Annotated in this window: 29 protein-coding genes and 1 tRNA gene; 21 read left to right on the top strand and 9 right to left on the bottom strand. The window is 65.9% G+C overall.

The features are described 5' to 3' along the window. Positions 1 to 2: 2 nt before the first annotated feature. From scpB to TVC13_RS03620, 7 genes are all read left to right on the top strand, one after another. Positions 3 to 599: an SMC-Scp complex subunit ScpB gene (gene scpB / locus TVC13_RS03650; RefSeq protein ID WP_422399880.1), complete on the top strand. Its 597-nt coding sequence runs from the start codon at positions 3 to 5 to the stop codon at positions 597 to 599. Between the two features lie 24 nt (positions 600 to 623). Next, complete coding sequence (locus TVC13_RS03645) at positions 624 to 1,760, top strand: pseudouridine synthase (RefSeq protein WP_422399879.1); 1,137 nt, start codon at positions 624 to 626, stop codon at positions 1,758 to 1,760. A 4-nt stretch (positions 1,761 to 1,764) separates the two neighbouring features. Beyond that, positions 1,765 to 2,874 (top strand): prephenate dehydrogenase, encoded by a 1,110-nt coding sequence (locus tag TVC13_RS03640; RefSeq protein WP_422399878.1) that lies wholly within the window; start codon positions 1,765 to 1,767, stop codon positions 2,872 to 2,874. Then, the gene (gene cmk, locus TVC13_RS03635) at positions 2,874 to 3,572 is read left to right on the top strand and encodes a (d)CMP kinase (protein ID WP_422399877.1); all 699 of its coding nucleotides are present in this window, start codon (positions 2,874 to 2,876) and stop codon (positions 3,570 to 3,572) included. Before TVC13_RS03640 ends, cmk begins: the two co-directional genes overlap by 1 nt. Positions 3,573 to 3,755: 183 nt before the next feature. After that, a complete protein-coding gene (gene der / locus TVC13_RS03630) occupies positions 3,756 to 5,300 on the top strand; it encodes a ribosome biogenesis GTPase Der (RefSeq protein WP_422399876.1) in 1,545 nt (514 codons plus the stop codon). Positions 5,301 to 5,428: 128 nt separating this feature from the next. Continuing rightward, positions 5,429 to 5,502: transfer RNA gene (locus tag TVC13_RS03625), tRNA-Pro, on the top strand. A gap of 284 nt (positions 5,503 to 5,786) precedes the next feature. Further along, positions 5,787 to 6,536 (top strand): SDR family oxidoreductase, encoded by a 750-nt coding sequence (locus TVC13_RS03620; protein ID WP_422399875.1) that lies wholly within the window; start codon positions 5,787 to 5,789, stop codon positions 6,534 to 6,536. Between the two features lie 8 nt (positions 6,537 to 6,544). Here the strand turns inward: TVC13_RS03620 and TVC13_RS03615 are convergent, their stop codons facing one another. Together TVC13_RS03615 and TVC13_RS03610 are read right to left on the bottom strand one after the other, a co-directional pair. Continuing rightward, positions 6,545 to 7,687 carry an NAD(P)-binding domain-containing protein gene (locus TVC13_RS03615; RefSeq protein WP_422399874.1) on the bottom strand — a complete coding sequence of 381 codons (1,143 nt, stop codon included), beginning with the start codon at positions 7,685 to 7,687 and terminating at the stop codon, positions 6,545 to 6,547. 90 nt (positions 7,688 to 7,777) lie between these two features. Then, positions 7,778 to 8,251, bottom strand: a complete 474-nt coding sequence (locus TVC13_RS03610; RefSeq protein WP_422399873.1) for a MarR family winged helix-turn-helix transcriptional regulator — start codon at positions 8,249 to 8,251, stop codon at positions 7,778 to 7,780. Between the two features lie 143 nt (positions 8,252 to 8,394). Between TVC13_RS03610 and TVC13_RS03605 the strand changes: the two genes are divergently transcribed. From TVC13_RS03605 to TVC13_RS03595, 3 genes are read left to right on the top strand one after another with little or no spacing between them, the layout of a single operon-like run. Continuing rightward, positions 8,395 to 8,784, top strand: a complete 390-nt coding sequence (locus tag TVC13_RS03605; RefSeq protein ID WP_422399872.1) for a GNAT family N-acetyltransferase — start codon at positions 8,395 to 8,397, stop codon at positions 8,782 to 8,784. Positions 8,785 to 8,824: 40 nt separating this feature from the next. After that, a complete protein-coding gene (locus tag TVC13_RS03600; protein WP_422399871.1) occupies positions 8,825 to 9,952 on the top strand; it encodes a glutaminase in 1,128 nt (375 codons plus the stop codon). 30 nt (positions 9,953 to 9,982) lie between these two features. Next, positions 9,983 to 10,747, top strand: coding sequence for a MerR family transcriptional regulator (locus TVC13_RS03595; protein WP_422399870.1), 765 nt, complete (start codon positions 9,983 to 9,985; stop codon positions 10,745 to 10,747). A gap of 33 nt (positions 10,748 to 10,780) precedes the next feature. Here the strand turns inward: TVC13_RS03595 and TVC13_RS03590 are convergent, their stop codons facing one another. Together TVC13_RS03590 and bsh are read right to left on the bottom strand one after the other, a co-directional pair. After that, positions 10,781 to 11,410 carry a hypothetical protein gene (locus TVC13_RS03590; protein WP_422399869.1) on the bottom strand — a complete coding sequence of 210 codons (630 nt, stop codon included), beginning with the start codon at positions 11,408 to 11,410 and terminating at the stop codon, positions 10,781 to 10,783. 130 nt (positions 11,411 to 11,540) lie between these two features. Continuing rightward, complete coding sequence (bsh, locus tag TVC13_RS03585) at positions 11,541 to 12,488, bottom strand: choloylglycine hydrolase (protein WP_422399868.1); 948 nt, start codon at positions 12,486 to 12,488, stop codon at positions 11,541 to 11,543. Between the two features lie 251 nt (positions 12,489 to 12,739). Between bsh and TVC13_RS03580 the strand changes: the two genes are divergently transcribed. After that, complete coding sequence (locus TVC13_RS03580) at positions 12,740 to 13,300, top strand: small multidrug efflux protein (protein WP_422399867.1); 561 nt, start codon at positions 12,740 to 12,742, stop codon at positions 13,298 to 13,300. Here TVC13_RS03580 and TVC13_RS03575 read toward each other — a convergent pair. Beyond that, the gene (locus TVC13_RS03575; protein WP_422399866.1) at positions 13,297 to 13,818 is read right to left on the bottom strand and encodes an alpha/beta fold hydrolase; all 522 of its coding nucleotides are present in this window, start codon (positions 13,816 to 13,818) and stop codon (positions 13,297 to 13,299) included. The genes TVC13_RS03580 and TVC13_RS03575 overlap by 4 nt on opposite strands. A 203-nt stretch (positions 13,819 to 14,021) precedes the next feature. On the opposite strand from TVC13_RS03575, the gene TVC13_RS03570 reads away from it, so the two are divergent. After that, the gene (locus TVC13_RS03570) at positions 14,022 to 14,786 is read left to right on the top strand and encodes an SDR family NAD(P)-dependent oxidoreductase (RefSeq protein ID WP_422399865.1); all 765 of its coding nucleotides are present in this window, start codon (positions 14,022 to 14,024) and stop codon (positions 14,784 to 14,786) included. Between the two features lie 31 nt (positions 14,787 to 14,817). On the opposite strand, the gene TVC13_RS03565 is transcribed toward TVC13_RS03570, so the two are convergent. Then, on the bottom strand, positions 14,818 to 14,973 hold the full coding sequence (locus TVC13_RS03565; protein ID WP_422399864.1) for a hypothetical protein: 156 nt from the start codon (positions 14,971 to 14,973) through the stop codon (positions 14,818 to 14,820). Between the two features lie 162 nt (positions 14,974 to 15,135). Between TVC13_RS03565 and TVC13_RS03560 the strand changes: the two genes are divergently transcribed. The 4 genes from TVC13_RS03560 (at position 15,136) to TVC13_RS03545 (ending at position 19,651) form a co-directional block, all read left to right on the top strand. After that, positions 15,136 to 16,470 (top strand): hypothetical protein, encoded by a 1,335-nt coding sequence (locus TVC13_RS03560; protein ID WP_422399863.1) that lies wholly within the window; start codon positions 15,136 to 15,138, stop codon positions 16,468 to 16,470. 72 nt (positions 16,471 to 16,542) lie between these two features. Further along, positions 16,543 to 17,646, top strand: coding sequence for a PQQ-dependent sugar dehydrogenase (locus TVC13_RS03555; protein WP_422399862.1), 1,104 nt, complete (start codon positions 16,543 to 16,545; stop codon positions 17,644 to 17,646). An 86-nt stretch (positions 17,647 to 17,732) separates the two neighbouring features. Further along, entirely contained in the window at positions 17,733 to 19,214 is a 1,482-nt protein-coding gene (locus tag TVC13_RS03550) for an FAD-dependent monooxygenase (RefSeq protein WP_422399861.1), read from the top strand. 53 nt (positions 19,215 to 19,267) lie between these two features. After that, positions 19,268 to 19,651 (top strand): VOC family protein, encoded by a 384-nt coding sequence (locus tag TVC13_RS03545; RefSeq protein ID WP_422399860.1) that lies wholly within the window; start codon positions 19,268 to 19,270, stop codon positions 19,649 to 19,651. Between the two features lie 64 nt (positions 19,652 to 19,715). Here the strand turns inward: TVC13_RS03545 and TVC13_RS03540 are convergent, their stop codons facing one another. Continuing rightward, positions 19,716 to 20,672, bottom strand: coding sequence for a hypothetical protein (locus tag TVC13_RS03540; protein WP_422399901.1), 957 nt, complete (start codon positions 20,670 to 20,672; stop codon positions 19,716 to 19,718). Positions 20,673 to 20,882: 210 nt separating this feature from the next. Here TVC13_RS03540 and TVC13_RS03535 point away from each other — a divergent pair, with 210 nt between their 5' ends. Continuing rightward, on the top strand, positions 20,883 to 21,473 hold the full coding sequence (locus tag TVC13_RS03535) for a TetR/AcrR family transcriptional regulator (protein WP_422399859.1): 591 nt from the start codon (positions 20,883 to 20,885) through the stop codon (positions 21,471 to 21,473). 32 nt (positions 21,474 to 21,505) lie between these two features. Here TVC13_RS03535 and TVC13_RS03530 read toward each other — a convergent pair whose 3' ends face one another. Further along, the gene (locus tag TVC13_RS03530; RefSeq protein WP_422399858.1) at positions 21,506 to 22,339 is read right to left on the bottom strand and encodes a multicopper oxidase family protein; all 834 of its coding nucleotides are present in this window, start codon (positions 22,337 to 22,339) and stop codon (positions 21,506 to 21,508) included. A gap of 94 nt (positions 22,340 to 22,433) precedes the next feature. Next, the gene (locus TVC13_RS03525) at positions 22,434 to 23,093 is read right to left on the bottom strand and encodes a multicopper oxidase domain-containing protein (RefSeq protein WP_422399857.1); all 660 of its coding nucleotides are present in this window, start codon (positions 23,091 to 23,093) and stop codon (positions 22,434 to 22,436) included. Between the two features lie 401 nt (positions 23,094 to 23,494). Here TVC13_RS03525 and TVC13_RS03520 point away from each other — a divergent pair, with 401 nt between their 5' ends. The 4 genes from TVC13_RS03520 (at position 23,495) to TVC13_RS03505 (ending at position 26,057) form a co-directional block, all read left to right on the top strand. Beyond that, positions 23,495 to 23,965, top strand: coding sequence for an FHA domain-containing protein (locus TVC13_RS03520; protein WP_422399856.1), 471 nt, complete (start codon positions 23,495 to 23,497; stop codon positions 23,963 to 23,965). A 12-nt stretch (positions 23,966 to 23,977) separates the two neighbouring features. Next, positions 23,978 to 24,733, top strand: a complete 756-nt coding sequence (locus TVC13_RS03515; RefSeq protein WP_422399855.1) for a MerR family transcriptional regulator — start codon at positions 23,978 to 23,980, stop codon at positions 24,731 to 24,733. A gap of 5 nt (positions 24,734 to 24,738) precedes the next feature. Then, complete coding sequence (locus tag TVC13_RS03510; RefSeq protein WP_422399854.1) at positions 24,739 to 25,236, top strand: bifunctional nuclease family protein; 498 nt, start codon at positions 24,739 to 24,741, stop codon at positions 25,234 to 25,236. Between the two features lie 230 nt (positions 25,237 to 25,466). Continuing rightward, entirely contained in the window at positions 25,467 to 26,057 is a 591-nt protein-coding gene (locus TVC13_RS03505) for a MerR family transcriptional regulator (protein WP_422399853.1), read from the top strand. Positions 26,058 to 26,079 lie beyond the last annotated feature (22 nt).

Below are 26,079 nucleotides of genomic sequence, written 5' to 3'. Positions count from 1 at the left end.
GTATGCAGAACCGTCCGGGAGGAATACGCGCCGCCGCCGAGGCAATCCTTATGGTGGCCAGCGAGCCGGTCAGCGCCGCGAGCCTTGGCCTGGCGCTGAACATCACCCCCTCAGCTGCTGCCCAGCTCCTTGCCGACCTGCGCGATGAGTATGACGGTTATACTGGGGGTGGACCTGACGGGCTGCGCGCCGTTGAACCGCGCGGTTTCGAGCTCCGGGAAGTTGCCGGCGGCTGGCGAATCTACTCCCGCCCCGCCTTTGCCGACGTCGTCGGGCAGTTCGTACTTGAGGGGCCAAGCGCACGGCTTTCCCAGGCCGCGCTGGAGACCCTGGCGGTGATTGCCTACCGGCAGCCGGTGACCCGCGGCCGCATATCAGCCATTCGGGGAGTCAACGTGGACTCCGTGGTCCGCACGCTAATCCAGCGGGGACTGGTGAGCGAGGCAGGCACTGAACCCGAAACAGGTTCGCTGCTGTACATCACGACTCCGCTTTTCCTGGAAAAGCTGGGTCTGGGCAGTTTGGAGGAACTGCCGGAGATAGCACCGCACTTGCCCGGGCTGGAAAACCTCCCGGAATTTGAAGAAACTACTTACTAACCGCTACACCCGAAGGACTTCTCAATGACACAGGCACCCCGTTCCGGCTCAGGCCGCAGTAATCCGCGCAGCGGCGGGGGAGCAGGCGGCAGCCGCGGCTTCGGCAAGGGCTCCAAGCCTGCCTCCGGACGCACCGGCGGACCGAAGTCCTCCGGCGGCGCAGGCGCTCCCCGAGAGGGCGGCTTCAAGTCCGGCGCTCCCAAATCCGGCGGGTTTAAGCCCGGCTCCTCCCGAGAGGGCGGCTTCAAGTCCGGCGCTTCGAAGGAAGGCGGCTTCAAGCCCGGCGGCCCCCGCACCGGTGCCCCCAAGGGCAAGGGCGGCGGCGAGCGGGCCTTCCGCAACGAGCGTTTCGGCAAGAACCTCGGCCCGGTGACCAAGCGCACGCACACGCGCCGTCCGGGCAAGCCCGTCATCTCCGAGCACCATGATCCCGAGGGCATCCGCCTGCAGAAGGTCATGGCCAGTGCCGGCGTCGCATCCCGCCGTGTCTGCGAGGAAATGATCACCGAAGGGCGCGTGGAGGTCGACGGCGAGGTCGTCACCGAACTCGGCGTGCGTGTGGACCCCAAGACCGTTTCGATCCACGTGGACGGCATGCGCCTGCAGCTGGACGAGACGCAGAAGTACTACGTCTTCAACAAGCCGCGCGGCGTCGTCTCCACCATGGAAGACCCCGAGGGCCGTCCCTGCATCAGCGACTACCTCAAGAGCACCAACAAGCACGAACGCCTCTTCCACGTCGGCCGCCTGGACACCAACACCGAAGGCCTGCTGCTGCTGACCAACGACGGCGAGCTGGCCAACCGCCTGACCCACCCGTCCTACGAGGTTCCCAAGACCTACCTGGTGCAGGTGCGCGGTCCCATGGCGCACGGCATCGGCGCCCAGATGCGCGAAGGCATTGAACTGGAGGACGGCTTCGCCAAGGTTGACTCCTTCCGCCTGGTGGACTCCACCCCCGGCCACATCCTGGTTGAGGTAGTGCTGCACTCGGGCCGGAACCGGATTGTGCGCCGTATGTTCGACGCCGTCGGCCACCCCGTGGAGCGCCTGGTCCGTACCCAGATGGGTCCGATCCGCCTGGGCGACCAGCGCCAGGGCAGCATCCGCGTCCTTGGCCGCCACGAAGTCGGCCACCTGATGGCCGTCGTAGGACTCTAACGCCGTGACCGTACTGGCTGACGGGGGTACACATCTGTCCGGACCGGTCCTGGTTATCGGCACCGGCCTGCTCGGCGCAAGCATCGGCCTGGGCCTGCGGGCCCGGGGCATCGACGTCGTGCTTTCGGACATTTCGCCTTCCACCGCTGCGGTGGCCCGGGATATCGGTGCCGGCCGCCTCCTCCAGGACGTTGAGCCCGACTTCGCTCCGCAGCTGGTAGTTGTTGCCGCACCGCCGGACGTGACCGCATCCCTCGCGGCGCAGGCGCTGCAGGACTGGCCCGGCGCCGTCGTCGTGGATATTGCCAGCGTGAAGGCCGCCGTCCTGGCGGACCTGCGCGCCACCGGCGTGGATCTTTCCCGCTACGTGGGAACCCATCCGATGGCCGGCCGGGAGAAATCCGGTCCGGTGGCCGCGCTCGGTGACCTGTTTATGTCCATGCCGTGGGTTATCTGCGCCGCGGAGGAGAGTTCTCCCGCTGCCGTGAAGACCGCCGAAGCGCTGGCCATCGACCTCGGAGCCGTGGTTTCGCGCATGAACGCCGAAGACCATGATGCGTCCGTGGCCCTGATCAGCCACCTGCCGCAGGTCATGTCTTCGCTGGTGGCCAGCCGCCTGCAGGACACCCCGCCGTCGGCCCTCGCCCTGGCCGGCAACGGACTGCGCGACGTCACCCGCATCGCAGCCAGCGATCCCAAGCTGTGGGTGCAGATCCTCAGCGGCAACGCGCCGCGCCTGGTGAGCATCCTGCACGGTGTGCGCGAGGACCTGAACCGGCTGATCAACACGCTTGAACACCCCACCGCCGACGGCGCGCGGCTGGACATGGCGCAGCTGATCTCCGAGGGCAACACCGGCCAGGCAAGGATCCCGGGTAAGCACGGCACTCCGCCGCAGTCATTCGTCAGCTTCACCGTGCTGGTGGATGACGTCCCCGGCACGATCGCCCGGCTGCTTACTGAGATCGGTGAAATCGGCGTCAACCTCGAAGACCTGCGCCTGGAGCACGCCTCCGGCCGCGAGGTTGGACGGGTGGAAATCTCGGTCCTGCCGAGCAAAATGCACGGGCTGGTCAGCGAACTGACCAAGCGCGGCTGGAAGGTAGTTGAGTAATGACAGAGCAGAACCCGGCACAGTTCCGGCTGGGCAAACCCCTGGTGGTGGCAATTGACGGGCCGTCCGGCTCCGGCAAGTCCAGCATCAGCCGCGAAGTCGCCCGCCGGCTGCGCGCCAACTACCTCGATACCGGTGCCATGTACCGGGCCGTCACCATCGCCTGCATGCGTGCCGGCATCGACCTGACGGACGCCGTCGCCGTCGAGGCCGCCACCCGCAGCGCAGACATTGAACTGAGCACTTCGCCGGACGTGGACTGGGTCCGCGTTGGGGGAGAGGACGTCACCCAGGCGATCCGTGAACCCGAGGTGTCCTCCAATGTTTCCGCCGTGGCCACCACCCTTGGAGCCCGGGCCGAACTGGTCCGCCGCCAGCAGCAGCTGATCAAGGACTCGGGACTGCGCATCGTGGCCGAGGGACGGGACATCACCACTGTCGTCGCGCCCACTGCTGAAGTGAGAATTCTGCTCACTGCCTCCGAGGAAGCGCGCCTGCGCCGCCGCGGCGTGCAGCTGGGCGGCACCCAGACCGCTGCCGCACTCCGCGAGCAGGTCCTCACCCGCGACGTGAAGGACTCCACGGTGGTCAACTTCCAGCAGGCGGCCGACGGCGTCATCACTGTCGATTCCTCCGACCTGGACTTCGAAGAAACGGTCCAGGCTGTGCTGAACGTGGTTTTTTCAAGCACACACTAAGCACTTGTGACAGGCGCTGCGCCGGAGCTCCAATGGGGTCCCGGCGCCTTGCCGTGTTTCAATGGATGGGTGGCTGCATGGGATTTTCCATGCCGGACCCCCAAACACTTACCCGGGCTGAACGTCCGGAGACGGCCGTGCGCAGCTGCGCCGACGGCCTCAACGGAAAGAAAGCAATAGTTTATGAACGCCAACCCGACCTTTGACGGCGACTCCGAGGAGTACATCCCGGCAGGCGAGGACCAGATCGACGAGCGGCTTGCCGCCCTCGACGACGACGAAGCCAACCTGCGCGCCGAAACCCTCCGCGCCGGCCTCTCTGACTACGAACTCGACGAAGAAGACGCCGCGCTGCTCTCCGGCGGCTACGACGAGTACGACGAGGACGCCCCGCTGCGTCTGGACCCCGTCGTCGCAATCGTGGGCCGGCCGAACGTGGGCAAGTCCACCCTGGTGAACCGCATCCTTGGCCGCCGCGAAGCCGTGGTCGAAGATACTCCGGGCGTCACCCGCGACCGCGTGTCATATCCGGCCACCTGGAACGGTGTGAACTTCACCCTCGTCGACACCGGCGGCTGGGAGCACGATGCCCGCGGCATCCATGCCCGTGTTGCCGACCAGGCCGAAATCGCCGTCGACGTCGCTGACGCCGTCATGCTGGTGGTCGACGCGACCGTCGGCATCACCGCCACCGACGAAGCCGTGGTGCGCATGCTGCGCAGCAAGGGCAAGCCGGTCATCGTCGTCGCCAACAAGGTGGACGACATCCAGAACGAAGCCGACGCTTCAGTGCTTTGGGGCCTGGGCTTCGGCGAGCCGTACCCGGTTTCGGCCCTGCACGGCCGCGGCACCGCGGACATGCTCGACGCCGTCCTGGACGTGCTGCCGGAATACTCCGCCTACGGCGGACTCGAGTCCAGTGGCGGGCCGCGCCGCATCGCGCTGATCGGCCGCCCGAACGTGGGCAAGTCCTCGCTGCTGAACAAGCTGGCCGGAAGCGACCGCGTGGTTGTTGACGACCTTGCCGGCACCACCCGCGACCCGGTCGACGAACTGATCGAACTCGGCGGGCGCACCTGGCGTTTCGTGGACACCGCAGGCATCCGCCGCCGCCAGCACATGGCGCAGGGCGCCGACTTCTATGCCTCGCTGCGTACGCAGGCCGCGCTGGAGAAGGCGGAGGTCGCCGTCGTGCTCCTGGCCGTGGACGAAGTCCTCTCCGAGCAGGATGTGCGGATCCTGCAGCTGGCCATCGATTCCGGCCGCGCGCTGGTGCTGGCGTTCAACAAGTGGGACCTGCTCGACGACGAACGCCGCCGCTACCTGCAGACCGAGATCGAGCGCGACCTGGCACACGTTGAGTGGGCCCCGAGCGTCAACATCTCCGCCAAGACCGGCTGGCACAAGGACAAGCTCGTTCCGGCGCTGGACCTTGCCCTGGAGAACTGGGACAAGCGCATCCCCACCGGCAAGCTGAACGCCTTCCTGGGCGAGCTCGTGGCGGCGCACCCGCACCCGGTGCGCGGTGGCAAGCAGCCCCGCATCCTCTTCGGCACGCAGGCGTCCTCGCGTCCGCCGAAGTTCGTGCTGTTCACCACCGGGTTCCTGGATCCGGGCTATCGCCGTTTCATCACCCGCCGCCTCCGGGAGACCTTCGGCTTCGAAGGAACCCCGATCGAGGTCTCAATGCGCGTGCGTGAGAAGCGCGGCAAGACCAGCAGGCGCTAGCACGGCAGGCTGCCCCGGAGCCAATGTGAACTCCGGGGTGCCGCCGATGCGGGGAAATCGCCAACCATGATGTAGAGTATTTGAGTTGGTTCGGCCGGAAACAAACCGGAAGATACGGATCAGCGGAACGGGTTGTGGCGCAGCTTGGTAGCGCACTTGACTGGGGGTCAAGGGGTCGCAGGTTCAAATCCTGTCAACCCGACAGATACACAAAACGCCTCGGCGGACATTGAGTCCTCCGGGGCTTTTTTGTGCCCGTGGCCGCCCTTCCCACGGCTGGTTACGGGTGAGGCAGGTATGGTCACACAACATGACAGAGCTAACGAACCGGGGGAAGCGCGGTTCGGCCAACCCTGAATTCGCCCCGGCGGGGCATGCCGGCCGGTCGGAACGCCGTGCATAGAGCGGGTCTTTGGGAAATCAGTGGCCCCGGCGTCTGAGTTGTGGCTGTATGTAGCTATGGTTCCTCCCCGATCGGAGCACACGATGTCCGAGTCCAGCGAATCCCGTGGCCCACGCGTTGCCGTCGTTACCGGCGGATCAGGGGGAATGGGCAGGGCGATCGCCAGGCGTCTCTCCAGGGACCGCTTCGCCCTGGCGGTCCACTACGCAGGGAACGTGAACAAGGCGGCGGAAGTAGTTCAGGAGCTGACTGCCGCGGGAAGCCAGGCCATAGCCGTCGGCGGGGATGTGGCTGATGAGGTTGCCATGACCCGGCTCTTTGATGAGGTTGAGGCCGCTTTCGGCGGAATCGACGTCGTCATTAACACCGCCGGAGTCATGGTCCTCTCCACGGTGGTGGACCTGGACCTCGATGAACTGGACCGGATGCACCGCACGAACATCCGCGGCAGCTTTGTGGTCTCCCAGCTGGCAGCGCAGCGCCTGCGGCGCGGTGGTGCGCTGGTGAACGTCTCGTCCAGCCAGACCCGCCTGCAGCATCCCACCTACGCGCCGTACGCTGCCAGCAAGGCCGCCGTGGAGGCTCTGACTCCCGTCCTGGCGCGGGAACTGCGGGGAAGGGACATCACCGTCAACGCCATTGCGCCCGGTCCCACGGCCACTCCGCTGTTCCTGGACGGCAAGGACCAGGAGGCCATCGACCGCCTGGCGCAGCTTGCCCCGATGGAGCGTCTGGGTACACCTGAAGACATTGCCGAGGTGGCTGCCTTCCTGGCCGGACCTTCACGCTGGATCAACGGACAGGTCATTTATCCGAACGGCGGACTCGCCTAGCGGTTTCCTCAGCCCCGGACGGGCACCGCGTCGAACTGCTCGGCCAGGGCCCCGACAGCTTCCCGCCCGGCACGGTTTGCTCCAACTGTTGACTGTGAGGGCCCGAAACCGATGAGGTGCACGCGCGGATCCGCAGCGGCGACGGTGCCGTGCACCTCGATCCCGCCGCGTTCGTTGCGCAGGCGGAGCGGGCCCAGATGGCTCAGCGAAGGCTTGAACCCGGTGGCCCAGAGGATGGCATCAACACGGGTCAGTGAGCCGTCGGCCTCCCGCACCCCCTCCGGCTCGATCCGTGTGAACATCGGCCGCCGCTGCAGTGCCCCGCGCTCCTTAGCGGCCAGGGCATAGGGCGTCCACAGCAGGCCTGTGTAGGAAACCACACTGCCTGTGGGATTGCCGGCTTCCACATCGGCAGCGACCCGGGAAACTACGTCCTTCCCTGCCTCCGCGTCGAAAGGTCCGTCCCGGAAAACCGGTTCCCGCCGCGTGTACCAGAACACCTCGGCCACCCGGGAGATCTCTTCAAGCTGCTGGATGGCGGAGATTCCGCCGCCCACCACCGCGACCCGCTGGCCGGTGAACTCCTCCAGCGAGGCATAGTTCCGGGTATGGAGCTGGCGTCCAGCGAAGGTCTTCTGTCCCGGAAAGGCGGGCAGTGTGGGGTTATCCCAGGTTCCGGTGGCGTTGATAACTGCCCGCGCGGCCCAGGTTCCGGCGTCGGACTCTATGAGCAGTTCCCCGTCGGGATCGTCATCCGCGGCAGACACCGCGAGTACCTTGACCGGGCGGAGGATCGGAAGCGGCGTGCGTTCCTCGAACGCCGCGAAGTATTCAGGCACGGCAATCCGGGCAGGCGTCCCGGGTTCGGGAGGGCTCTGGCGGAAACCCGGGAGGTCGAAGATGCCGTTGACGGTGGCCATGGTCAGCGATTCCCAGCGGTGCTGCCAGGCGCCCCCGGGTGCCGCCCCGGCGTCGAGCATCACGAAGCTCCGCGCGGCATCGCCGTCGGTCAAGGCGCTGGCGAAGCCGCGCCGATTCAGGTGGTAGCCGGCTGAAAGTCCTGCCTGGCCTGCACCGATGACGACGACGCCGGCCCGGCGGACCGGGTGGTCCCGCGCATCGGTGGCGTGCTGCGGCGAAGCGGTATGCATCCTGGGGCCTCCTGGGCTATGAGTATGACTGCGTAAATGCCTGGATGCATGGGTTCATTCCCTTCATAGGGCTGCCGGCTTCGGCAGCTGTCAGCGTGCCGGCATTCCTAAATGGGTGCGCAGTGCCGCAGCAGCGTCCTCCAGATTGGCGAGCTGCTCAGGTGTAAACGCATCGATGAAGATTTCTTTGATTGCAGCAAGGTGGGGGAGGGTGCTGTCCCGAAAGGCGCGGGCGCCCTGATCGGTAAGAATGACGAGTGAACCGCGCGCATCCTCCGGGCTCGGTTCGCGGCGCAGCAGTCCCCGTTTCTCCATACGGCCCAGCTGGCCGGAGAGTCGGCTGCGCTCCCACTCCAGATGCGCGGCGAGCTGCGAGGAACGCATGGCCTTCCCCTCTGCCTCGCTGAGGGAGAGCAGAACCCGATAGTCTCCGTCTGAAAGCTGGGAGTCCTTGCGCAGTCGGGACTCTATACGGGAACGGGCGATTTCGAAGGTCTCGATATGGGCGCGCCAGACGGCGAATTCCCCGCTCGTGGGGAGCTGTCTGCGCTTCCCTTTATCCATCGAAGCTCCTAAGTCGTTGACATGTGAATCATATCGGCGATGATTCATATGTCAACTACATTCTGAATGCCTACCGCGTGCTGTTCTTGGCACCGGTCTTCCCGGCCGGCGAACAGCAGCAGCCCGCAGCAAAGGACAGTCCCATGACTCAGGAACCTACGAACAGCACCGGAGCGTCGGTTACCGTCACAACCGCACCAACGGGTCCCCTGGGGGCCTACGTTGTGTCCGTGGATGGAGTGGATGCGGGAAGAGTGGACTTCCTCGATCCTCCCGGCAGGACGGATGAACGCATCGTTTTCCATACCGAGGTGGATGAACAGTTCGCCGGACGCGGCCTCGCCGGGCTCCTGCTTCGCGAGGTGCTCGCCGACATCAGCTGCAGGAATCTCATCCTCGTTCCCGTGTGCCCCCTGTTTGGCCGCCATCTGAAGAAACACGGCGACGAGTACCGGGCCGGCGGTGGTCTGTTCCGGCTGCCAACACCCGCAGACTTCGCCGTGGTGGCCCGGGCATCCCGGACCGGATCATGAGCGCCCTCGCACGAACACTGTTGAAGAAGAGGGAACGGTAATGCGTTCGGTTGTTCATGACTACCTGGCGGAAGCGCTCAGTGAACTGGCAGCAGAGAACTCGGGAGAACTCGCGGGATACATCCCCGAACTCGCCGGAGCGGACCCCGAGCGTCTGGGTGCGGTCTTCACCACGGTCGACGGCGAGGTGTACGGCGCCGGAGATGACGACGTCGAATTCACCATCCAATCGATCTCCAAGCCGTTTGCCTATGCGCTTGCACTCGCAGACCGCGGCTTCTCTGCTGTGCTCGCCAAAGTCGGCGTCGAACCGTCAGGGGAGGCATTCAATGAGATCTCCCTTGAAAACGAAACCGGCCGGCCGCGGAATCCCATGATCAACGCCGGAGCGATCACCACCCACTCGCTCCTGGGCTCAGAGCACCTGCTGCCGGCTGAACGGGTTGACCGCGTAGTCCGTGGTCTATCGGCGTTTGCCGGCCGCCGGCTGGAAGTCGATGAAACGGTCTGCGTCTCAGAGATGGAGAACGCCCACAGGAACCTCGCCAGCGCACACATGCTGCGAAGCCACAACATCCTCACCGGGGATCCGAGGGACGTTGTTGAGGGGTATATCCGTCAGTGTTCCGTATTGGTCACGGCACGGGACCTGGCTGTAATGGCGGCGACGCTGGCCAATCAGGGAGTCAACCCTGTTACTGGTGAGCGGGGAGTGTCGCTGTTTGAGCGGTTCTCCTCGGACATGGGCCTGCATGTGATGGAGGTCCCGGCCGCCGCGCGTGCCGTCGTGCGCTCAAACCATGTTCTTGGACGGGGAGCCGGGGCAGTCCGGGTTCTCCAGGCACAAGGTGGGATCCGCTTCGCCGGGGCTGAGCGAATTGTCCGCGAATTCATAGGCGCGAACTTCGATGAGAGCAGGGTGGTGCTGGATTTCACCCTGGTTTCCTCGCTCGATGACGTGGCACGGCGTATGCTCTTGGAACTTGCCCGCCGGCTCGCGGGGGACGGTCTCGGGATCTACTTCGTGGACCCGGAACTGATCATTCCGGATCCTGACCGCGGCGACGGTGTTCTGGTTCCCGTCATTGCGGACGCTGAGCACCTCCTGAGGGATCCGGCCCGTAAGGCGGAGGGCAGCCGGAAGGGAGTGTCCGCTGCGGACCCGTAAGCTTTGACTGGGTTCGGAAAGGAGCTTGAGATGCCGTGGAGCACGCGTGAACTGGCCGACCTAGCGGGCACGACGGTGAACACCGTCCGCCACTATCACCGGCTGGGTATTCTCGAGGAGCCGGACCGCCGCTACAACGGCTACAAGCAGTACGAGGTGCGGCACCTGGTGAGCCTGTTGCGCATCCGCAGGCTCGCCGTCCTCGGTATTCCGCTGTCCCAGCTGCGCAGCGCCACGGACACGGCTCGGGGAACTCCCGAGGTTCTGCGGGAGGTAGACGCCGAGCTCCAGCAGCGTATTGAAGCCCTGAACCAGGCCCGGGCCCACATCGCAGCGATCATCGAACACCAGGCGCCGGCGGATGTGCCTGCGGGCTTTGAAGCGGTTGCTGCCCGCCTGTCGGAGAGTGACCGTTCAATCGTCCACATCATGACCCGGTTCTACGATGATGAAGCTCTGGAAGACATCCGGGAGATGTCTGCGGATGAGAGTGACGACACGGGGCCGGACATCGAGAACCTGGCCGCCGACGCCGATGAGCAGACCCGGCAGGCGCTGGCCGAGAGGGTTGCCGAAATCATCGTGAAGCACCTCGTCAACTACCCCTGGCTGAGGAATCCTGCCGAGCACATGCCCAGGGGAAGCCAGATCGGCGTTGAGACCTTCGGGAATGCACTGACGGAGCTGTACAACGATGCCCAGCTGGATGTGCTGTTCCGGGCCAACACGATCGCGGAGCAGATGATGGGAGCCATGGGTGCTGGAGGGCAAGGAACGGATCACCCGCAGCCCTGATTGAACGGGTGGCGCGTTAGGGCTCAGGGGCCATTAGTCGCCGCCGCTGAACAGGCCTCCGTCGAGCAGCCAGTTATAGCGCAGCCGCAGCGCCCGCTCCGTGCTGGCGGCCACACCCGCCAGCAAAAGCGAGGTGTTCGCCCACGCGGGGAGGATAAACGGGCTCACAAACGTGCCGATACTCTCCGCAACGGGAGGGATCTCCGTGAATGACTGCAGAAGCTGCGGCACACCGAGTGCAAGGCTTCCAAGGAGCACCAGTGCGGAGGTCACGCCGATGAGCCGGCTAAGCCCCGGCCTGGTCCGGTCCAGGTGCGCACGCAGTCCTTCGGCGGAGGAAGCGTCCGGCTCCAGCTGCCGCACAGCGCCGTCGTGGGTAACGTAGTCGGCCTGCCGCAGACCATAGGTGCTCACTGCAATACGGATGGCCCCGCCCGGCATGGGAAATGCGGCGGGAGGCTTCAGCCGTGCCATGTGCAGGCCGTCGCGGTAGAGATGCGCATACACCTCTCCGTCGGCGTCGCCGCCGTGCCGGATGTCGACTGACCACGTCTGGGGTACGCCGTCCGGGCCGCGAAGGCGCAGATGGAGCAGTGAGCGGGAAAACGCCTGCCACCACCGGAACGGCTGCAGCACGGGGGTACTGGCTGGTTTCAGTTCCATGTCCGGCCCTTTCAAACCGTGTCCGCCCCGGATGGGCGGCCCTGGTTCGAACCATGGAACACTGTGTTCCCGGAACAGGGTCAACCCCCTGTTCGGCCTGCGCTGTGGCAGCGTCGTTCGAGGCCTGATGCTAGACGACTACCAGGTCCTGTCCCGAGGGTTTGTGGTCTGCGAGCGCCGCACTCTGGACCGCCGGATCCTCGTAGGTGTTCCAGTAGTAGGTCATGGTCTTGGAAGAGAACAGCCCGGTGTAGATGGTCTTTTCAAAGTCTCCGTCGCCCATGGCCGCGCTGCCCTCCACCATGGCCACCTGCTGCAGCGTGTGGAAGGCACGGCTGACGTTGTCCGCTTCGGTTGTCTTCTGCGGATAGTGGGCATGCACGTAGGCTGCCCGCACAAAACGCGACGGCGAGTAGTAGTCCCCGGGAATCCCGCGCATCAGTGAGCCTGAGCCGAACGGCGTCAGATGTGCCTGGTTCAGCACTACTTCCTGAGGGAAGCCGGAAGACAGGTTGAGGTAGTTGCGCAGGTTCTCGTGGTGCCAGTTGAATCCGGGCTGGTTTGCCAGGACATCTACATCATCGTGGAAGACCTGCATGCCCGCGCTGGTGTACTCGACCACGATGGACCGGCTGGCGTCACCGATGATCCAGTGCAGCAGCGAACTTGGGTATTTGTCATTGATGGGCCGGTCCACGATGGCGACGTTGCCCAGTGCTGCCTCGACCTCGTCCACAGTGGCGAACTGGGCCGCGACCCAGAGCGGGAACTCAAACGCGGCCACATTGACCGCACCGGTCACCTGATCCGGTGCGTAATTGGCGTATCCCGGGAAGTTCAGTCCGGCAACTGCCAGTCCGGCGTCATTGCCGCAGTCGAAATAGAGCGGGATGTCTTCCTCCACAATCCCCATGCCGATAACGGCGTGCTTGATTTCCTGCACTGCGCCAAACGGTGACTTCGGCGAGTACCCCGTGGGGGTCACCACCACCCGTTCACCGTAACCGCTCGTCCAGTCCAGGTTGCGTGCGAGATAAAGGTTGCCGCTGCCGTCCGTGTACCTGATGCCTGTGCACATGCTGGTGCTCCCTGTTCCTGGGAAGTCGCTCGTCCTCCCGCGATCTTTCAGGTTAGGCCCGTGAGGCGGGGCTGCGGCAGGTCCCCCGGACAAATGGGAAGCCGGACACGCGGATTTACCGCTGAGCGTGCCGGAGAGGGCGTCGCCCACGGTCTTTCCTGAGGGGGTTGACTCTGTTCCGGGAACACAGTTTCTACTGCTTCCACTACCCGAGGGACAGGCCCTCGTTGAGGAGATTAGGAACCAGTTCGATGAACCCCACCCAGGAACTCGTCCACAACTTTCAGGAACTTCTAGGCCAGGTGCCTGAGTTCATTCAGCCCTTCATCCTGATGCTCGCCGCCGCTGTTCCTTTTCTGGAAGGCGAAGCCGGTGCACTGATCGGCGTCGTCGGCGGATTAAACCCCGTGCTTGCGGCTGTCGCGGCCGCCCTTGGCAACTTCGCCAGCGTGGCGCTGGTGGTCCTTATTACCTCCCGGGCCCGGACCGCCGTCACCAACCGGGTGGATGCCCGGGCCGAGGCCGCAGCGGCCGCAACGGGCGGCACCGCAACGCTGGTCGCGGCCCGTGCTGCCAAGCCGGAATCAAAGGGACGTCTCCGCTTCAAGCGCTGGCTGCTCCGCTTCGGTGTTCCGGGGGCAAGCATCCTCGGCCCGCTGGCCATCCCCACTCAGTTCACGGCGTCGATCCTCGTGGCTGGCGGTACCTCCCGCCGGTGGGTGCTCCTGTGGCAGGGCGTGGCGATCGTCATCTGGACCACCGTCTCCACGGTCCTTATCTGGAGTGCGCTCACGTTCGTCGTTGGGGTCTAGGAACCCAGTGCTGCCACATCAGCGCATACCGCGTCCATCCGGTCCGCGAACTGGTGCCCGCCGGTGTCATGGCGGCGGATCACCGCGCCGGGAAGCAGCCCCTCGAAGCGGTCAAGGTGTTCAAAGGGCACTGTGCCGTCGTCGCGGCAGTGGTGCAGGAACACCGGCAGGCCCGGAGGGATCGTGAAGCCAGGCGGCAGGGCATACCCGCCCTGCCAGCCCTCCGAGCCCCAGAACGGCGTCGCCAGCAGCACCATCCCCCGGGGCAGCGGTTCCGGGGGAGAGGCTGCGAGGCGGAGCAGTGCCATGGAAGCTCCGAAGGAGTGCCCCACGATGACAGTCTCCGGCCCCAGCGGCTCCAGGGCAGTATCAATGCCGCCAAGCCAGGCCCCGGCAGTCATCTCCTCGTTCGAAAAGCGGGGCATCGCGACCGGGACACGGAGCCTGGAACGCAGTTCCTCCGCGATCGGCTGATCATCGGTCCATCCGCCCGCCCCGTGCAGAAACAGAACCTCCACGGCATTCCACCTGCTTCCTGTTGGTCTCCTTCCACTGTCCCGCAGCCGCCGGACCGCGAACAGGTGCTAGCCAAAGTGCCCGTGTTTGGCTGCGTGCCGTCGAACCGGTACGGCTCCTGCTGACGGAGGGAACCGGCGCTGCTAGCGTTCAGTAACCGGCCGGAGAACTCCGGCGGTTCGCCCTGCACGGACAGGAGCCCGGAATGCCGGCAGACCAGCTGAACATCATCATCCACGGGGCCGGGGGAGCGATCGGCAGGGCCGTGGCTGAGGAATTCGCCCGCCGCGGAGCACGGCTGTTCCTTGCCGGGCATGGAGAGGCCTCCGTGAACGCCACGGCGGAGAAAGTCCGGGCGCTGGGCGGGGAAGCGCACCCCAGCCGGGTTGATGCGTACAACCGGGTTGAAGTGGACGCCCATACCAATGCGGTGGCAGACCTCGCGGGACGAATCGACGTTATGTTCAATGCGGTGGAGATTCCCCGGGTCCAGGGCATTCCGCTGCTGGAAATGGACGCGGACGACGTCGTTGCCCCCGCCGCCGCATGGCTGCGGACCCAGTTCCTCACCGCACGGGCTGCCGCCGGCTATATGGTGCCGCAGGGCAGCGGGACCATCCTGATGCTCTCTGCGTCTCCGGCCAGGCTGGCCCTAGCCGGCGTCGGCGGCTTCTCCGCAGCCTGCGCCGCAGTCGAAGCACTGACCCGCACCTTCGCTGCAGAGACCGGAGCAGCAGGCGTCCGGACGGTGTGCCTGCGTCCGCACCGGATCCGGGAGACGATCGGTAATACGCCTGACCTGCCCATGGAGCTGGAGGACTTCACCCGGTTCCTGGAATCCCTGACCACCAGCGGTACCCTGCCCACGCTCGGGGACGTCGCACGGGCCGCCGTTTTCGCAGCCACCGGCGGGGCGGCCAGCATGAACGGCACGGTGCTGAACCTCACCGGCGGCATGAGTCCTGACTAAGGGCATCCACCCTGCCCGCTGACCGGCGTCGTCACTGCAGTATCTCCAGTGCGCCGGTCCGTCCGCCGGAGCGCTCGCAGGGGACCTGGATGTCAGCGATGTGCACGAGCCCGCAGGAGATCCGTTCAGGCGCGCGGGCGGCACGGTCCGGACGGAAGCCATAACCGAACCGGCTGGAGTGGGACACCTCCGGTCCCGTCCCGGTCCTGCACAGCTACGGCCACGGCAGCGTAGGCGTGACCGTGTCCTGGGGAGCTGCGTACGACGCCGCTGCCAAGGTCGGGGAACTCGATACCTGAGGGCCGCGTCACAATGCACCGATTTGGACGGTGTCCAGCATTATGGGCAGGTGACGAATACAGACCTGATCCCTGCGGACGGCACGGACTCCCTTGAACCTGCTCCCCGGCGCCGCGCGCGCCTCCGGACCTACGTGGCGCTATTCGCCGGCGTACTCATCGCCAATGCGGCTCTCTTCGGCTGGGGCCTGGCTGCCGGATGGTGGCACCCGCACGCCTCCAGCCTGCAGGTCATCGCTGCCATCTCGCAGGTCAACATCCTGTTCTCGATCCTGCCGCGCCAGCACTGGATGGTGAACCTGCTGTCCTTCCTGGCCACCAGGGCGCCCACGTCCTGGCCGCTCCGGCTGCGCTGGCGGCTGGCCCAGTACTACCATGTGGGGGGCCTGCACGTGGGCGGAGCCATTGCGGGAACCCTCTGGTACGTGGTTTACGTGTCCGAGCTCGCGCCCGCCTGGGCTGACGGCGAGGCAGGGTACGACGACGCATCGCTGGCTATCGCCGTGACGGTCTGCCTGTTGCTGCTCACCATCTGTGCCCTCGCCGCACCCGGGTTCCGCACCCGCCACCATGACATCTTTGAGGCCTCCCACCGGTTCGGCACCTGGACGGTTCTGGTCCTGGGCTGGGCGAACACGCTGATCCTGGCCCATCTGCAGACCCCGGAACGCACTTTTGGCGAGGCACTGCTGGCGTCCCCGATTTTCTGGATGCTGGTGGTTTCCACCGGGCTTGCGCTCTGGCCCTGGCTGCTCCTGCGGAAGGTGCCCATCACCACCGAGCGCCCCTCGAACCACACCATCATTGTCCGGCTGGAGCACGGTTTTGTGCCGCCCGTCGGCACCACCCGGGCCGTCAGCCGCCACCCGCTGCTGGGCTGGCACCCCTTTGCCTGCATTCCGGCTGCCGCGGGGGAGAGCGGCTACCGGATGGTCATTTCGCGCGCAGGCGGCTGGACCAGCGAGTTCATCGAAAACCCGCCGCCGCACGTCTGGGTCCGCGGCATCCCGACCGTCGGCGTCGCCAACGCCAAGCGCCTCTTCAACCGCGTGCTCTACATCGCCACCGGCAGCGGCATTGGCCCGGCACTGGGCCATCTGCTCACGGACACCCAGGGAGCCCGGCTGGTCTGGGTCACCAAGACCCCGCGTGCCACCTACGGCGACGGCCTGGTCAACGAGGTGGAGAAGGCCCAGCCGGAAGCCGTCATCTGGAACACCAGCGAGCAGGGCAAGCCGGACGTTTTCGAGCTCTCCTATGAGGCTTACCGGGCATCCGGAGCCGACGCCGTCATCATCGTCTCCAACAAGGCCGTTACCGGGCGTGTGGTCAGCGAATTTGAACGCCGCGGCATCCCCGCCTTCGGACCTATCTGGGATTCGTGACGCCTGCAGGCATGGAGGAGCGGGGTACGAGCTGGTAGTTTCGGCTCACACGACCCCGAGGAGCGCACAGCCATGCAGAGACGGCAGCGACGGCCCGGACGCAGAGCAGCGCCGGCGATTGCCGCGTCTGCCGCCGTGCTGGCCCTCGCCGCCTGCGGCGCAGGGAACGGCCCGGCACCGCAGACGCCGGAGCCGGCGGCGTCCACGTCGGCGCTCTCCGAGCCCCAGACCATAAGCACCGGGCTCCAGTCGCCGTGGTCCATCGCCTTCCTGGAGAGCACCCCGCTGGTTAGCACCCCGCTGGTTAGTGAACGGGACTCGGGCCGGATCCTGGAGCTCGACGGCGACGGGAACCAGCGCGAAGTAGGCCTGATCGACGCGCAGGGACGCGGTGAGGGCGGTCTGCTGGGCATCGCCGTGCAGGAGGGCTACCTCTACAGCTACCTGACCGCCGGGAACGAGAACCGGATCGAACGCCGTGAACTGCGCGGAGCGCCGGGATCCCTCAGCCTTGGAGAGCCGCAGCCTGTGCTCTCCGGCATCCCGGCCGGCCCGGTGCACAACGGCGGCCGCCTCGCCTTCGGCCCGGACGGGATGCTTTACACCACGGCGGGCGACGCCGGGAACCGGGACAGCGCCCAGGACACCGGATCGCTCGCCGGCAAGATCCTGCGGCTGATGCCCGACGGCGGTATCCCCGGGGACAATCCGTTCCCCGGATCAGCCGTGTACAGCTACGGGCACCGCAACCCGCAGGGCATCGCCTGGGACAGCGGGGGAACGCTCTACGCCAGCGAATTCGGCCAGGACACCTGGGACGAACTGAACGTAATTGAACCCGGCGGCAACTACGGCTGGCCGGACGCTGAAGGAACCGCGGACGCGGCGGGATTCATTGACCCCGTGCAGCAGTGGGAACCCGCCGCGGCAAGTCCCAGCGGCATCGCCGTCCTGGGGAACTCCCTGTTCATTGCCAATCTGCGTGGAGAGCGACTGCGGGAAGTGCCGCTGGAAGAGACGGGCAGCGCCGTCGAACATCTGGCCGGCGAAGGACGGCTGCGCGACGCAGTGGCTGCCCCGGACGGCAGCCTCTGGGTCCTGACCAGCAACACGGACGGGAGGGGCAGCCCGGGCGCGGAGGATGACCGCATCCTGCGCCTGGAGCTGTTGCCCTAGGCGGCTACCCTCAACATTTTCGGGGGCCGGACGTACGCTTTCCGGGCACCGCCATGACACCTGCCTGTATGTGTGAGGGGATATCCGTGCCTGAAGTAATTGTTGCCGGAGCCGGTCCTACTGGAATTTTCCTGGCCAGCGAGCTGCGCCTGCACGGCGTGGATGTGGTGGTCCTGGACCGGGAGCCGGAGCCGAACGCCATCATCCGCGCGCTGGGCCTGCACTCCCGCAGCATCGAGATTATGGACCAGCGCGGACTGGCCGGAGAGTTCGCCGCTGCCGGCACACGCTATCCGCTGGACGGGTTTTTCGCCGGCATCCTCCGGAGTGCACCCGAACTGGACACCACGCACCCCTACGTACTGGGGATTCCGCAGACGGCGACCGAAGCCGTACTGACCCGGCGCGCTCTGGAACTCGGAGTTGATATCCGCCGCGCCAGCGAGATTACCGGCCTGGCACAGGACGCCGCCGGCGTTACGGCAACACTGGCAGACGGGACTGAGCTCCGGGCCCGGTATCTGGTGGGCTGCGACGGCGGCCGAAGCACCGTCCGGTCACTGGCCGGCATCGGTTTCCCGGGGGAGCCAAGCAGGCGGGAATTCCTGCTGGGTGAAGTCGAGCTCACAGCCGCGCCGGAACTCGTGGCCGCCGTCTCCTCCCGGGTCCGCGAAACCCACCGGGACTTCGGAGCCGGTCCCGCAGAAGGCGGTGCCTTCCGGGTAGTGGTTCCCGCAGACGGCGTAGCCGAAGACCGCGCCGTTCCGCCGGACCTGGAGGAACTGAAACAGCAGCTGCGCACCTACGCCGGCACGGACTTCGGCGCCCGTTCAGCGCGGTGGATCTCCCGCTTCGGGGACGCCACCCGGCTGGCCGAGGCCTACCGGGCCGGCAGGGTGTTCCTCGCCGGGGATGCGGCGCACGTCCATCCGCCCTTTGGCGGCCAGGGGTTGAACCTCGGCCTGCAGGACGCCCTGAACCTGGGCTGGAAACTTGCCGCCGCCGTGAACGGATGGGCTCCTGAAGACCTGCTGGACACCTACTTCACCGAACGGCACCCGGTGGCAGCCGACGTCCTGAACACCACCCGGGCCCAGTCAGAGCTGGTCTCAACCGACCCCGGGCCGCAGGCGGTACGGAAGCTGCTCACCGAACTCATGGAGTTCGACACCGTGAACCGGCACTTGATCGGCAAAATCACGGCGCTGGACATCCGGTACGACTTTGGGCCGGGCCCGGACCTGCTGGGCCGCCGGCAGCGGGACGTCCGGCTGGAGCAGGGCACACTCTACGAGCGGATGCATACCGGACGCGGCATCCTGCTGGACCGGACGGGCGAGCTGCTGCTGGAAGGCTGGGAAGACCGGGTGGACCAGATCGTGGAGCCCGCATGGGAGCCGCAGACACCGTCACTGCTGCTGCGCCCGGACGGACATGTGGCCTGGCTGGAAAGCGAGCCCGACGACGACGGCTTGCCCTCCTCGGGGAGCCAGGCGGACCTGGTGGATGCCCTGGAGACCTGGTTCGGGCCGCCGAGCCTGCCAAGCATGGTGCAGCCGGCCGGCTGAACTGACTGACCAAGCAGCTCCGGCGGCTGCCGGGAAGAAAAGGAGAGATAACAGTGGATGACGGCATACTCGGGTTCGGTATTTCCCTCAATGTTCCCGACCCGGCTGCCTCAGCTGCGTTTCTGATGCAGAACTTCGGTTTTCTTGCCGAAATGCAGGATGAGGGGTTCATTTCGCTGAAGCATCCGGACGGCGGGCCGAATATTGTGTTCCTGCGCACCGGGCTGCCTACTTTCAAGCCGGCGGATATCGCCGGGAGCGCCCGGGACGGAATCCTTTTGGTGATGGTAGTCGGGGACCTGGACGCCCGCCATGCACGGCTGGCAGCGGAGGGAGCCGACGTCGTAACCCCGCCGGAGACCGAGCCCTGGGGTGAGCGCTACGCCCAGTACCGGGACCCGAACGGGCTGATCATCCAGCTGGTCCAGTGGGTTTGATGCCCGGGGCTGCGGCGGGAACCAGGGCCGGCCAGCGTCTGCGTCGGTCCTGATACTTGACGGCTTACTTCAGCCGGAACACCTCAACGATGTGCGGCGTATCAATAAGGGTGTGAGGAGCGAAGGCGTGGTATGCCCAGACATGAACCCAGGCATTGCCTGTCCGCAGGGTCAGGAAACTCTTCAGCATTCCCGGACCCAGGTACGTGAAGATGAGGAAAATAACCGAGAGCACGGTGGACTCAGGGGATGTGAAGACTGCCCAGGCGTCCCATAAATGCAGTCCTGCGTAGGTCAGCCCACCCAGCAGTACTGTGGCAACGGCCGAACCGGTGAGGCGCAGCAGCCGGGGGAGCAGGATTGCATAGATAAAAACCATTGCGGGGAGCACGGCGCCGGCCAGATATAGGACGAATGTCAGGGCGGCACCGGGCAGGAGCTGATTCAGGGGCAAGCCGAGGCTGGCTGGCTGCAGTGCATAGATCTGGAAACAGGTCTCCAGTGCCAGAACCACGATGATCACCAGGAAATCGTTCCTCGGTGCCGTGGACTTCAATCCCAAGGCGGTGGCGGAGTAGCTGCGCCGGAAATACAGCAGTGGGATGACGGCGTAAACCATCAGGTTGTATCCCGCCCAGGTCAGCACCTCTGCGACAGCCAGCTGGTCATGTGTTCCGAAGATGGTTCCGGCGAGGTGGAGGCCGAAAGGGTGCCAGCCATAGGCCCCCGGCAGAAAGTACCCGCCCGCCAGGCCGGCGAGCCCGTAACTCAGCAGGCCAAGGGTCTCCCGCAGCGCCTGCCGGCGTTCAGGTGCCCGGGCTGTGAGCTGCGGGTCGGGGCGGCGGCGCGTCAGCAGGTACACCACTCCCATCAGCAGCAGGATTTGTGCCAGGGCGAGGTTGACCTCGGCCAGGATCTGCAGGCTTGACTGTCCGGCACGCGCTGGCCAGTCAAACGGCAGATTCGACGGGGACGTTAGGGCAACCCACAGGTTGGCTGCGAACCAGCCTGCGGCCGCCATCCACAACCACCGGGACCGCAGAAGGCGGGTGGGTCTCCTTTCCGTCGAGTCAGCCGTATCGGATGCCGCGAGCCGCGGGGACCCTGCGGTCCCGGCTTTCGTGCCGGGGGAATTCTCTTCTGTGCCCGAACTCATCGCTCCTCCATTCAGCGAGGATTTAGCACGCTTGTGATACAAACCACGTTAGCACGACTGTGTTATAAAAGATCCATGCCTAAGGTCGTCGATCGGGATCAACGTCGTCTGGAGCTGGCCCGGGCGGCTTGGCGGGTCATCCGGCGCGACGGCGTCGAGCGCGCCTCCGTCCGGGAGGTGGCACGGGAAGCCGGCCTCTCCACCGGATCGCTGCGGCATTATTTCGGCACCCAGGCGGAGCTGCTGATCTTTGCCATGCGCAACGTTATGGAACAGGTTGAACGCAGGGTTGCCGCTGTCCAGCGTCCGAGCGATCCACTGGCGGCCGCAAAACTGGTGCTCGCGGAGCTGTTGCCCCTGGATGACGAACGGCGGGGAGAGAACGAGGTCTGGGTGGCCTTTATGGCGCGCGCGATGGTGGATTCTCCGCTTGGCTCATTGCGTGACGAAGCCTACGACCGGCTCCGGGAAGCGTGCGCCCGGTGGGTGTCAGCAGTGCTTCCCGGCGGCAGCCAGGCTGAGCTGCAGCTCGAATCAGAACGTCTGTTTGCCCTGATTGATGGGCTGGCACTCCACGCGGCCATGCGTCCTGCCAGTGCCACTTCCGCACGCCTGTCCGCAGTATTGGACCATCACCTGGAACAGCTTGCGGGCCGTCAGCACTGATCCGCCTTGTGGTCCCCGGGGCTCCCCGCCATTCAGTGGCGGTGCCCGCTTTCCGGGACCCCGGTTTTTGGGCGCTCTTCGATGCCGCCCGGAGGTGCGCCCTGGCTGCCGCCCTCATCCTGCCCAGCACCACCGGGTTCCGGGCCCTTGACGGCGAACTGTCCCATCAAACCCTGATCCTCATGGAGCAGGAGATGGCAGTGGAACATGTACGGGGAGTCTGAATCGGCATAGTCCTCGAACCGCATGATGAGCCGGTAGGTGCGGTTCGGCTCCAGATACACGGTGTCCTTGCGTCCCCGCAGTTCCGGTGGAGGGGCGGCGCCGTCGATGTCCAGCACCTGGAACTGGACGTCGTGCACGTGCCAGTTGTGCGGAACACCATGGGTGTTGGTGACCTCCCAGATCTCCGTACTGCCGAGTTCCGGGGAGGCGTCGATCCGGTCCATATCCATGCTGCGTCCGTTGATCTGCCGGTCCTGGACCTCAAAGCTGCGGGTGGCGGTGGCCTCGGAGGCAACCGGCCCCGCTGCGTCATCGCCCAGGTGCCCGGGCAGTGGAGGTGATGCCTGGAGCTGGTCCGCAGCGCGCAGCAACAGGACATCGAACCGGTCGCGGGCACCGAAGGCGGAGGGCACCAGGACATCGCCGAGGTCGGGCGGGAAGGACGCCAGCATGGTCTCCTCGCCCGGGACCATGGGAACGACGATCTCGGCGCGCTCGCCGGGGGAGAGCCGCACCCGGGTGGTCTCAAGCGGTGCAGGGAGCAGGCCGCCGTCGGTGGCAATCTGGTCGAAGCGCCTGTCGTCGTCGAAACCAAAGTCATAGGTGCGGGCAGTTGAACCGTTGAGCAGCCGCAGGCGCACAAGCTCAGTGCCACCTCCTGTACCGCTCCGGCGACGCCGTTGGCCAGGACGGTGGTGCCAAGCAGCCCCAGCTCGTTTCCCTGGGAATCCTCGATTAGTCCGCCCCGCTGTCGAAGCGCTTGTCCTGGACGATGACGGGAATATCGTCCTTTCCGTAGTCCTTGGGCAGTTCCAGCTGCCGGGACCGCGCATCGTCGAGAATGAACATTCCGGCCAGCCCGCGGTAGACGTGCTTTTCCGTCTGGCCATGCGGATGCGGGTGGTACCAGAGCGTTGCTGCCTGCTGGTCGATCCGCCATTCCGGCCGCCACGACTCTCCGGGCGGCACGGGCTGGTGCGGACCCCCGTCCATGACGGCGGGCAGATGCATTCCGTGCCAGTGCACGGTGGTTGGTTCGGCCAGGGAGTTCCGGACCTCGACGGCGACCTGCTCGCCTTCCTCAGCACGGAGCGTGGGTCCCAGAACATCGCCGTTGAACCCCCATGTTGGGGTCCGCGCTCCTGGGATGAGCTCGCTGGAGCCCTCCCGGGCATCCAGCTGGAACACCCGGGTGCCGTCGACTACCTTTGACTCCGCGAGCGGCGGAATGGGCAACCGGCGGTCGAAGGGAAACCTGGTCTGTTCCATGGGCTCCGTGGCCGGTACACACCCGGAGACGGCAAAGAGGGCCAGTATCGCTGCCGTCAGGATGCGCCGTAGTGCGGTGCAGTGCGTCCGGCGGGAATGGTGCAGGGAGCTGAGCGTAGCGTCCATGCCCAAAACGTAGGCCGGTGCCTCCCGGTTTGAAGTGGTGCCTGAATCGACTTTCGGGTCGCTTCAGTGCGACTCCCGCCGTCGGCCCTGCCAGGCGGGCCCGCCACCGGGCGGGGAAGACAGCCAACCGCGGCAGGCAGCACAGCGTCCCGGCCAACGAGCCGGCGCAGTAGCGCGCCTCGCCGTTCCCCGGATCCATGATCGGCCCAAGTCAGCCGCCTTTGGCGGGTAACGGGGAGTCCGGTGGGTACAGCGCATGGCTGGGCGGAAATCCCCTGTGCCGCAGACGCCCCATAGCAGGTAGGCTAAGACAGCCGGTAAGGCACGAACGGTAAGCGAGTGTACACATGGCCAGCCGCCGCAATGGCGGCATGGCCGGTTCTTTTTGGGGAGGAAACACCATGGCGGGCGAGGAATACAACGCCGCACAAGCGGATGATCAGCGTGGCTTCAGTGCGGAGGACACGACGTCGATCAGCCTTCCGCCTATCTCTGATGCCGCGTCCATCGAGCCGAAGCTCAGCGCTGACGAGCGCGCCGCCGTCGCGGCGCTGCCGGCCGGTTCTGCCCTGCTGATCGCGCACTCCGGCCCGAACTCCGGGGCACGTTTCCTGCTGGACCAGGACGTGACCACGGCCGGGCGCCACCCCAACGCGGATGTCTTCCTGGATGACGTCACCGTCTCCCGCAAGCACGTTGAGTTCCGCCGCACCCCCGAGGGGTTCCGCGTGGTGGATTCAATGAGCCTCAACGGAACCTACGTCAACAACGACCGCGTCGACAACCTGCTGCTGCGCACCGGCAACGAAGTGCAGATTGGCAAGTTCCGGCTCACCTTCTACGCTGCCCGTCCGGCTGCCGGCACGGCTTAAAGGCGGACGCGGATGCCAGGACCAGATGCTGCGCGGCGGGCCATCGGCTCTGCCGCGGAGCGTTCGCGCCCGCGGGTACTGAACATCGGGCAGGTCCTGGCGGACCTGAGCACCGAGTTTCCAGGCATCAGCGCCTCCAAGATCAGGTTCCTGGAGGAAAAGGGCCTGGTCTCGCCGCAGCGCACCGCTGCCGGCTACCGGAAGTACACCTCGCAGGACGTTGAGCGGCTGCGGTTCGTCCTGGCACTGCAGCGCGACCAGTACCTGCCGCTGAAGGTCATCAAGGACTACCTTGACGCAGTGGACCGGGGAGAACGCCCCGAATCCCTGCCCGGCGGCATCAGCCTGGCGCCTCGCGCCGTCTCCGACCAGCTGGCGGAGGAACTGGCTGCCCGCTCCCGGGCACGCCTGCTTTCCTTCGATGAACTGGTCGCGGAGTCCGGTGCTTCTGCGGAGCTGGTCCGCAGCCTCATCAGCTTCGGTCTTATCAGTGCACCCGCCCAGCAGTATGATGAACACGCCCTGAAGGTCGCCAAGGCCTGCCGCCAGCTCGAAGCCCACGGCATTGAACCGCGGCACCTGCGGCCCTTCCGGGCGGCAGCGGACCGGGAAATTGGACTGGTGGAACGGGCCATTGCACCCGTTGCCTCACGACGGGACGTTGCCTCGCAGGCACGGGCTGCCGAAACTGCCCGGGAGATCAGCGACCTCTGCCTCAGCCTGCACAGTGCCCTGGTCCACGGACAAATAGCCCGGATGGAGAGCTGACGCAGATGCAGGAAGTCGAAGTGGTGGGAGTTCGGATCGAACTGCCCTCCAATCAGCCCCTGGTCCTGCTCAAGGAAGCCGAGGGGGAGCGGCACCTGCCGATCTGGATCGGCGCCCCGGAAGCCAGTGCCATCGCCTTCGTTCAGCAGGGGATCGTTCCGCCGCGTCCCATGACCCATGACCTGATGGTCAGCGTCATCAAGGCCCTGGGCCGCCGGGTCACCGAAGTCCGCCTGGTTTCCGTGGAAGACACCGTCTTCCACGCGGAACTGGTATTCGACGACGGCACCCGGGTGGGCTCACGGGCCTCCGACGCGATCGCGGTCGCGCTGCGTGTGCCGTGCCCGATCATGTGCGCCGAGACCGTCCTGGAAGACGCAGGTGTCCGCATCACGGAGTCGGACGCCGAGGACGATGAAGACGAGGCAGAGAACGCAGAGCAGGAACTGCGTCAGTTCCGGGAGTTCCTCGCCGACGTTGAGCCCGAGGATTTTGAGCGCTGACGGATTCGACACGCTCCAAAAAAACCGGCCGCATCTTTGACCTTGCCTGCGCACGGATCTAACGTCGAAGCATAGAGTTCCCATTGCGCCAATCGGTTACCGGAGACACACTAGTGAGACCGCCTGCATACGTGCCGGCAGGAACCATGTTCAGGCACACGCTGACGGTTCCACCCTCACCGGCAGCCGGGCGGCTACAGACTTCGCGGGGACCGTTACTAGGAGGAACAGTGAGTCCGAAAGGCGATGCCGGCGAACACCGCGCCGTAGCACCCGGAAAGGTTCTGCCGCCAAGTGCCCAGGGACTGCTGTTCACCGAAGACCTGCCCGTCCTGGATGAAGACGCAGGCTACCGGGGTCCCACTGCCTGCAAGGCTGCCGGGATCACCTACCGCCAGCTCGACTACTGGGCCCGCACCGGACTGGTGGAGCCCGCCGTCCGCGGCGCCTCGGGTTCCGGCACACAGCGCCTGTACAGTTTCCGGGACATCCTCGTCCTGAAGGTCGTCAAGCGTCTCCTGGACACCGGAGTCTCGCTGCAGCAGATCCGCACCGCCGTGGAGCACCTGCGCGAACGCGGTGTTGAGGACCTCGCCCAGATCACCCTGATGAGCGACGGCGCCAGCGTGTACGAATGCACTTCCGCTGATGAGGTCATTGACCTTGTTCAGGGCGGACAGGGTGTGTTCGGCATCGCCGTCGGCCGCGTATGGCGCGAGGTTGAAGGCAGCCTTGCCCAGCTCCCGAGCGAGCACGCAGATGACCACTCCTACCCGGAGGATGAGCTCAGCCGCCGCCGCGCAGCACGTAAGATCAGCTAGGCTCCACACAGACTTAAGCGAA

Source organism: Arthrobacter sp. 3Tela_A, from assembly GCF_049311025.1.
In the GTDB taxonomy this organism is placed as follows: domain Bacteria; phylum Actinomycetota; class Actinomycetes; order Actinomycetales; family Micrococcaceae; genus Arthrobacter_B.
This window is presented reverse-complemented; position numbering and strand designations above follow the sequence as displayed.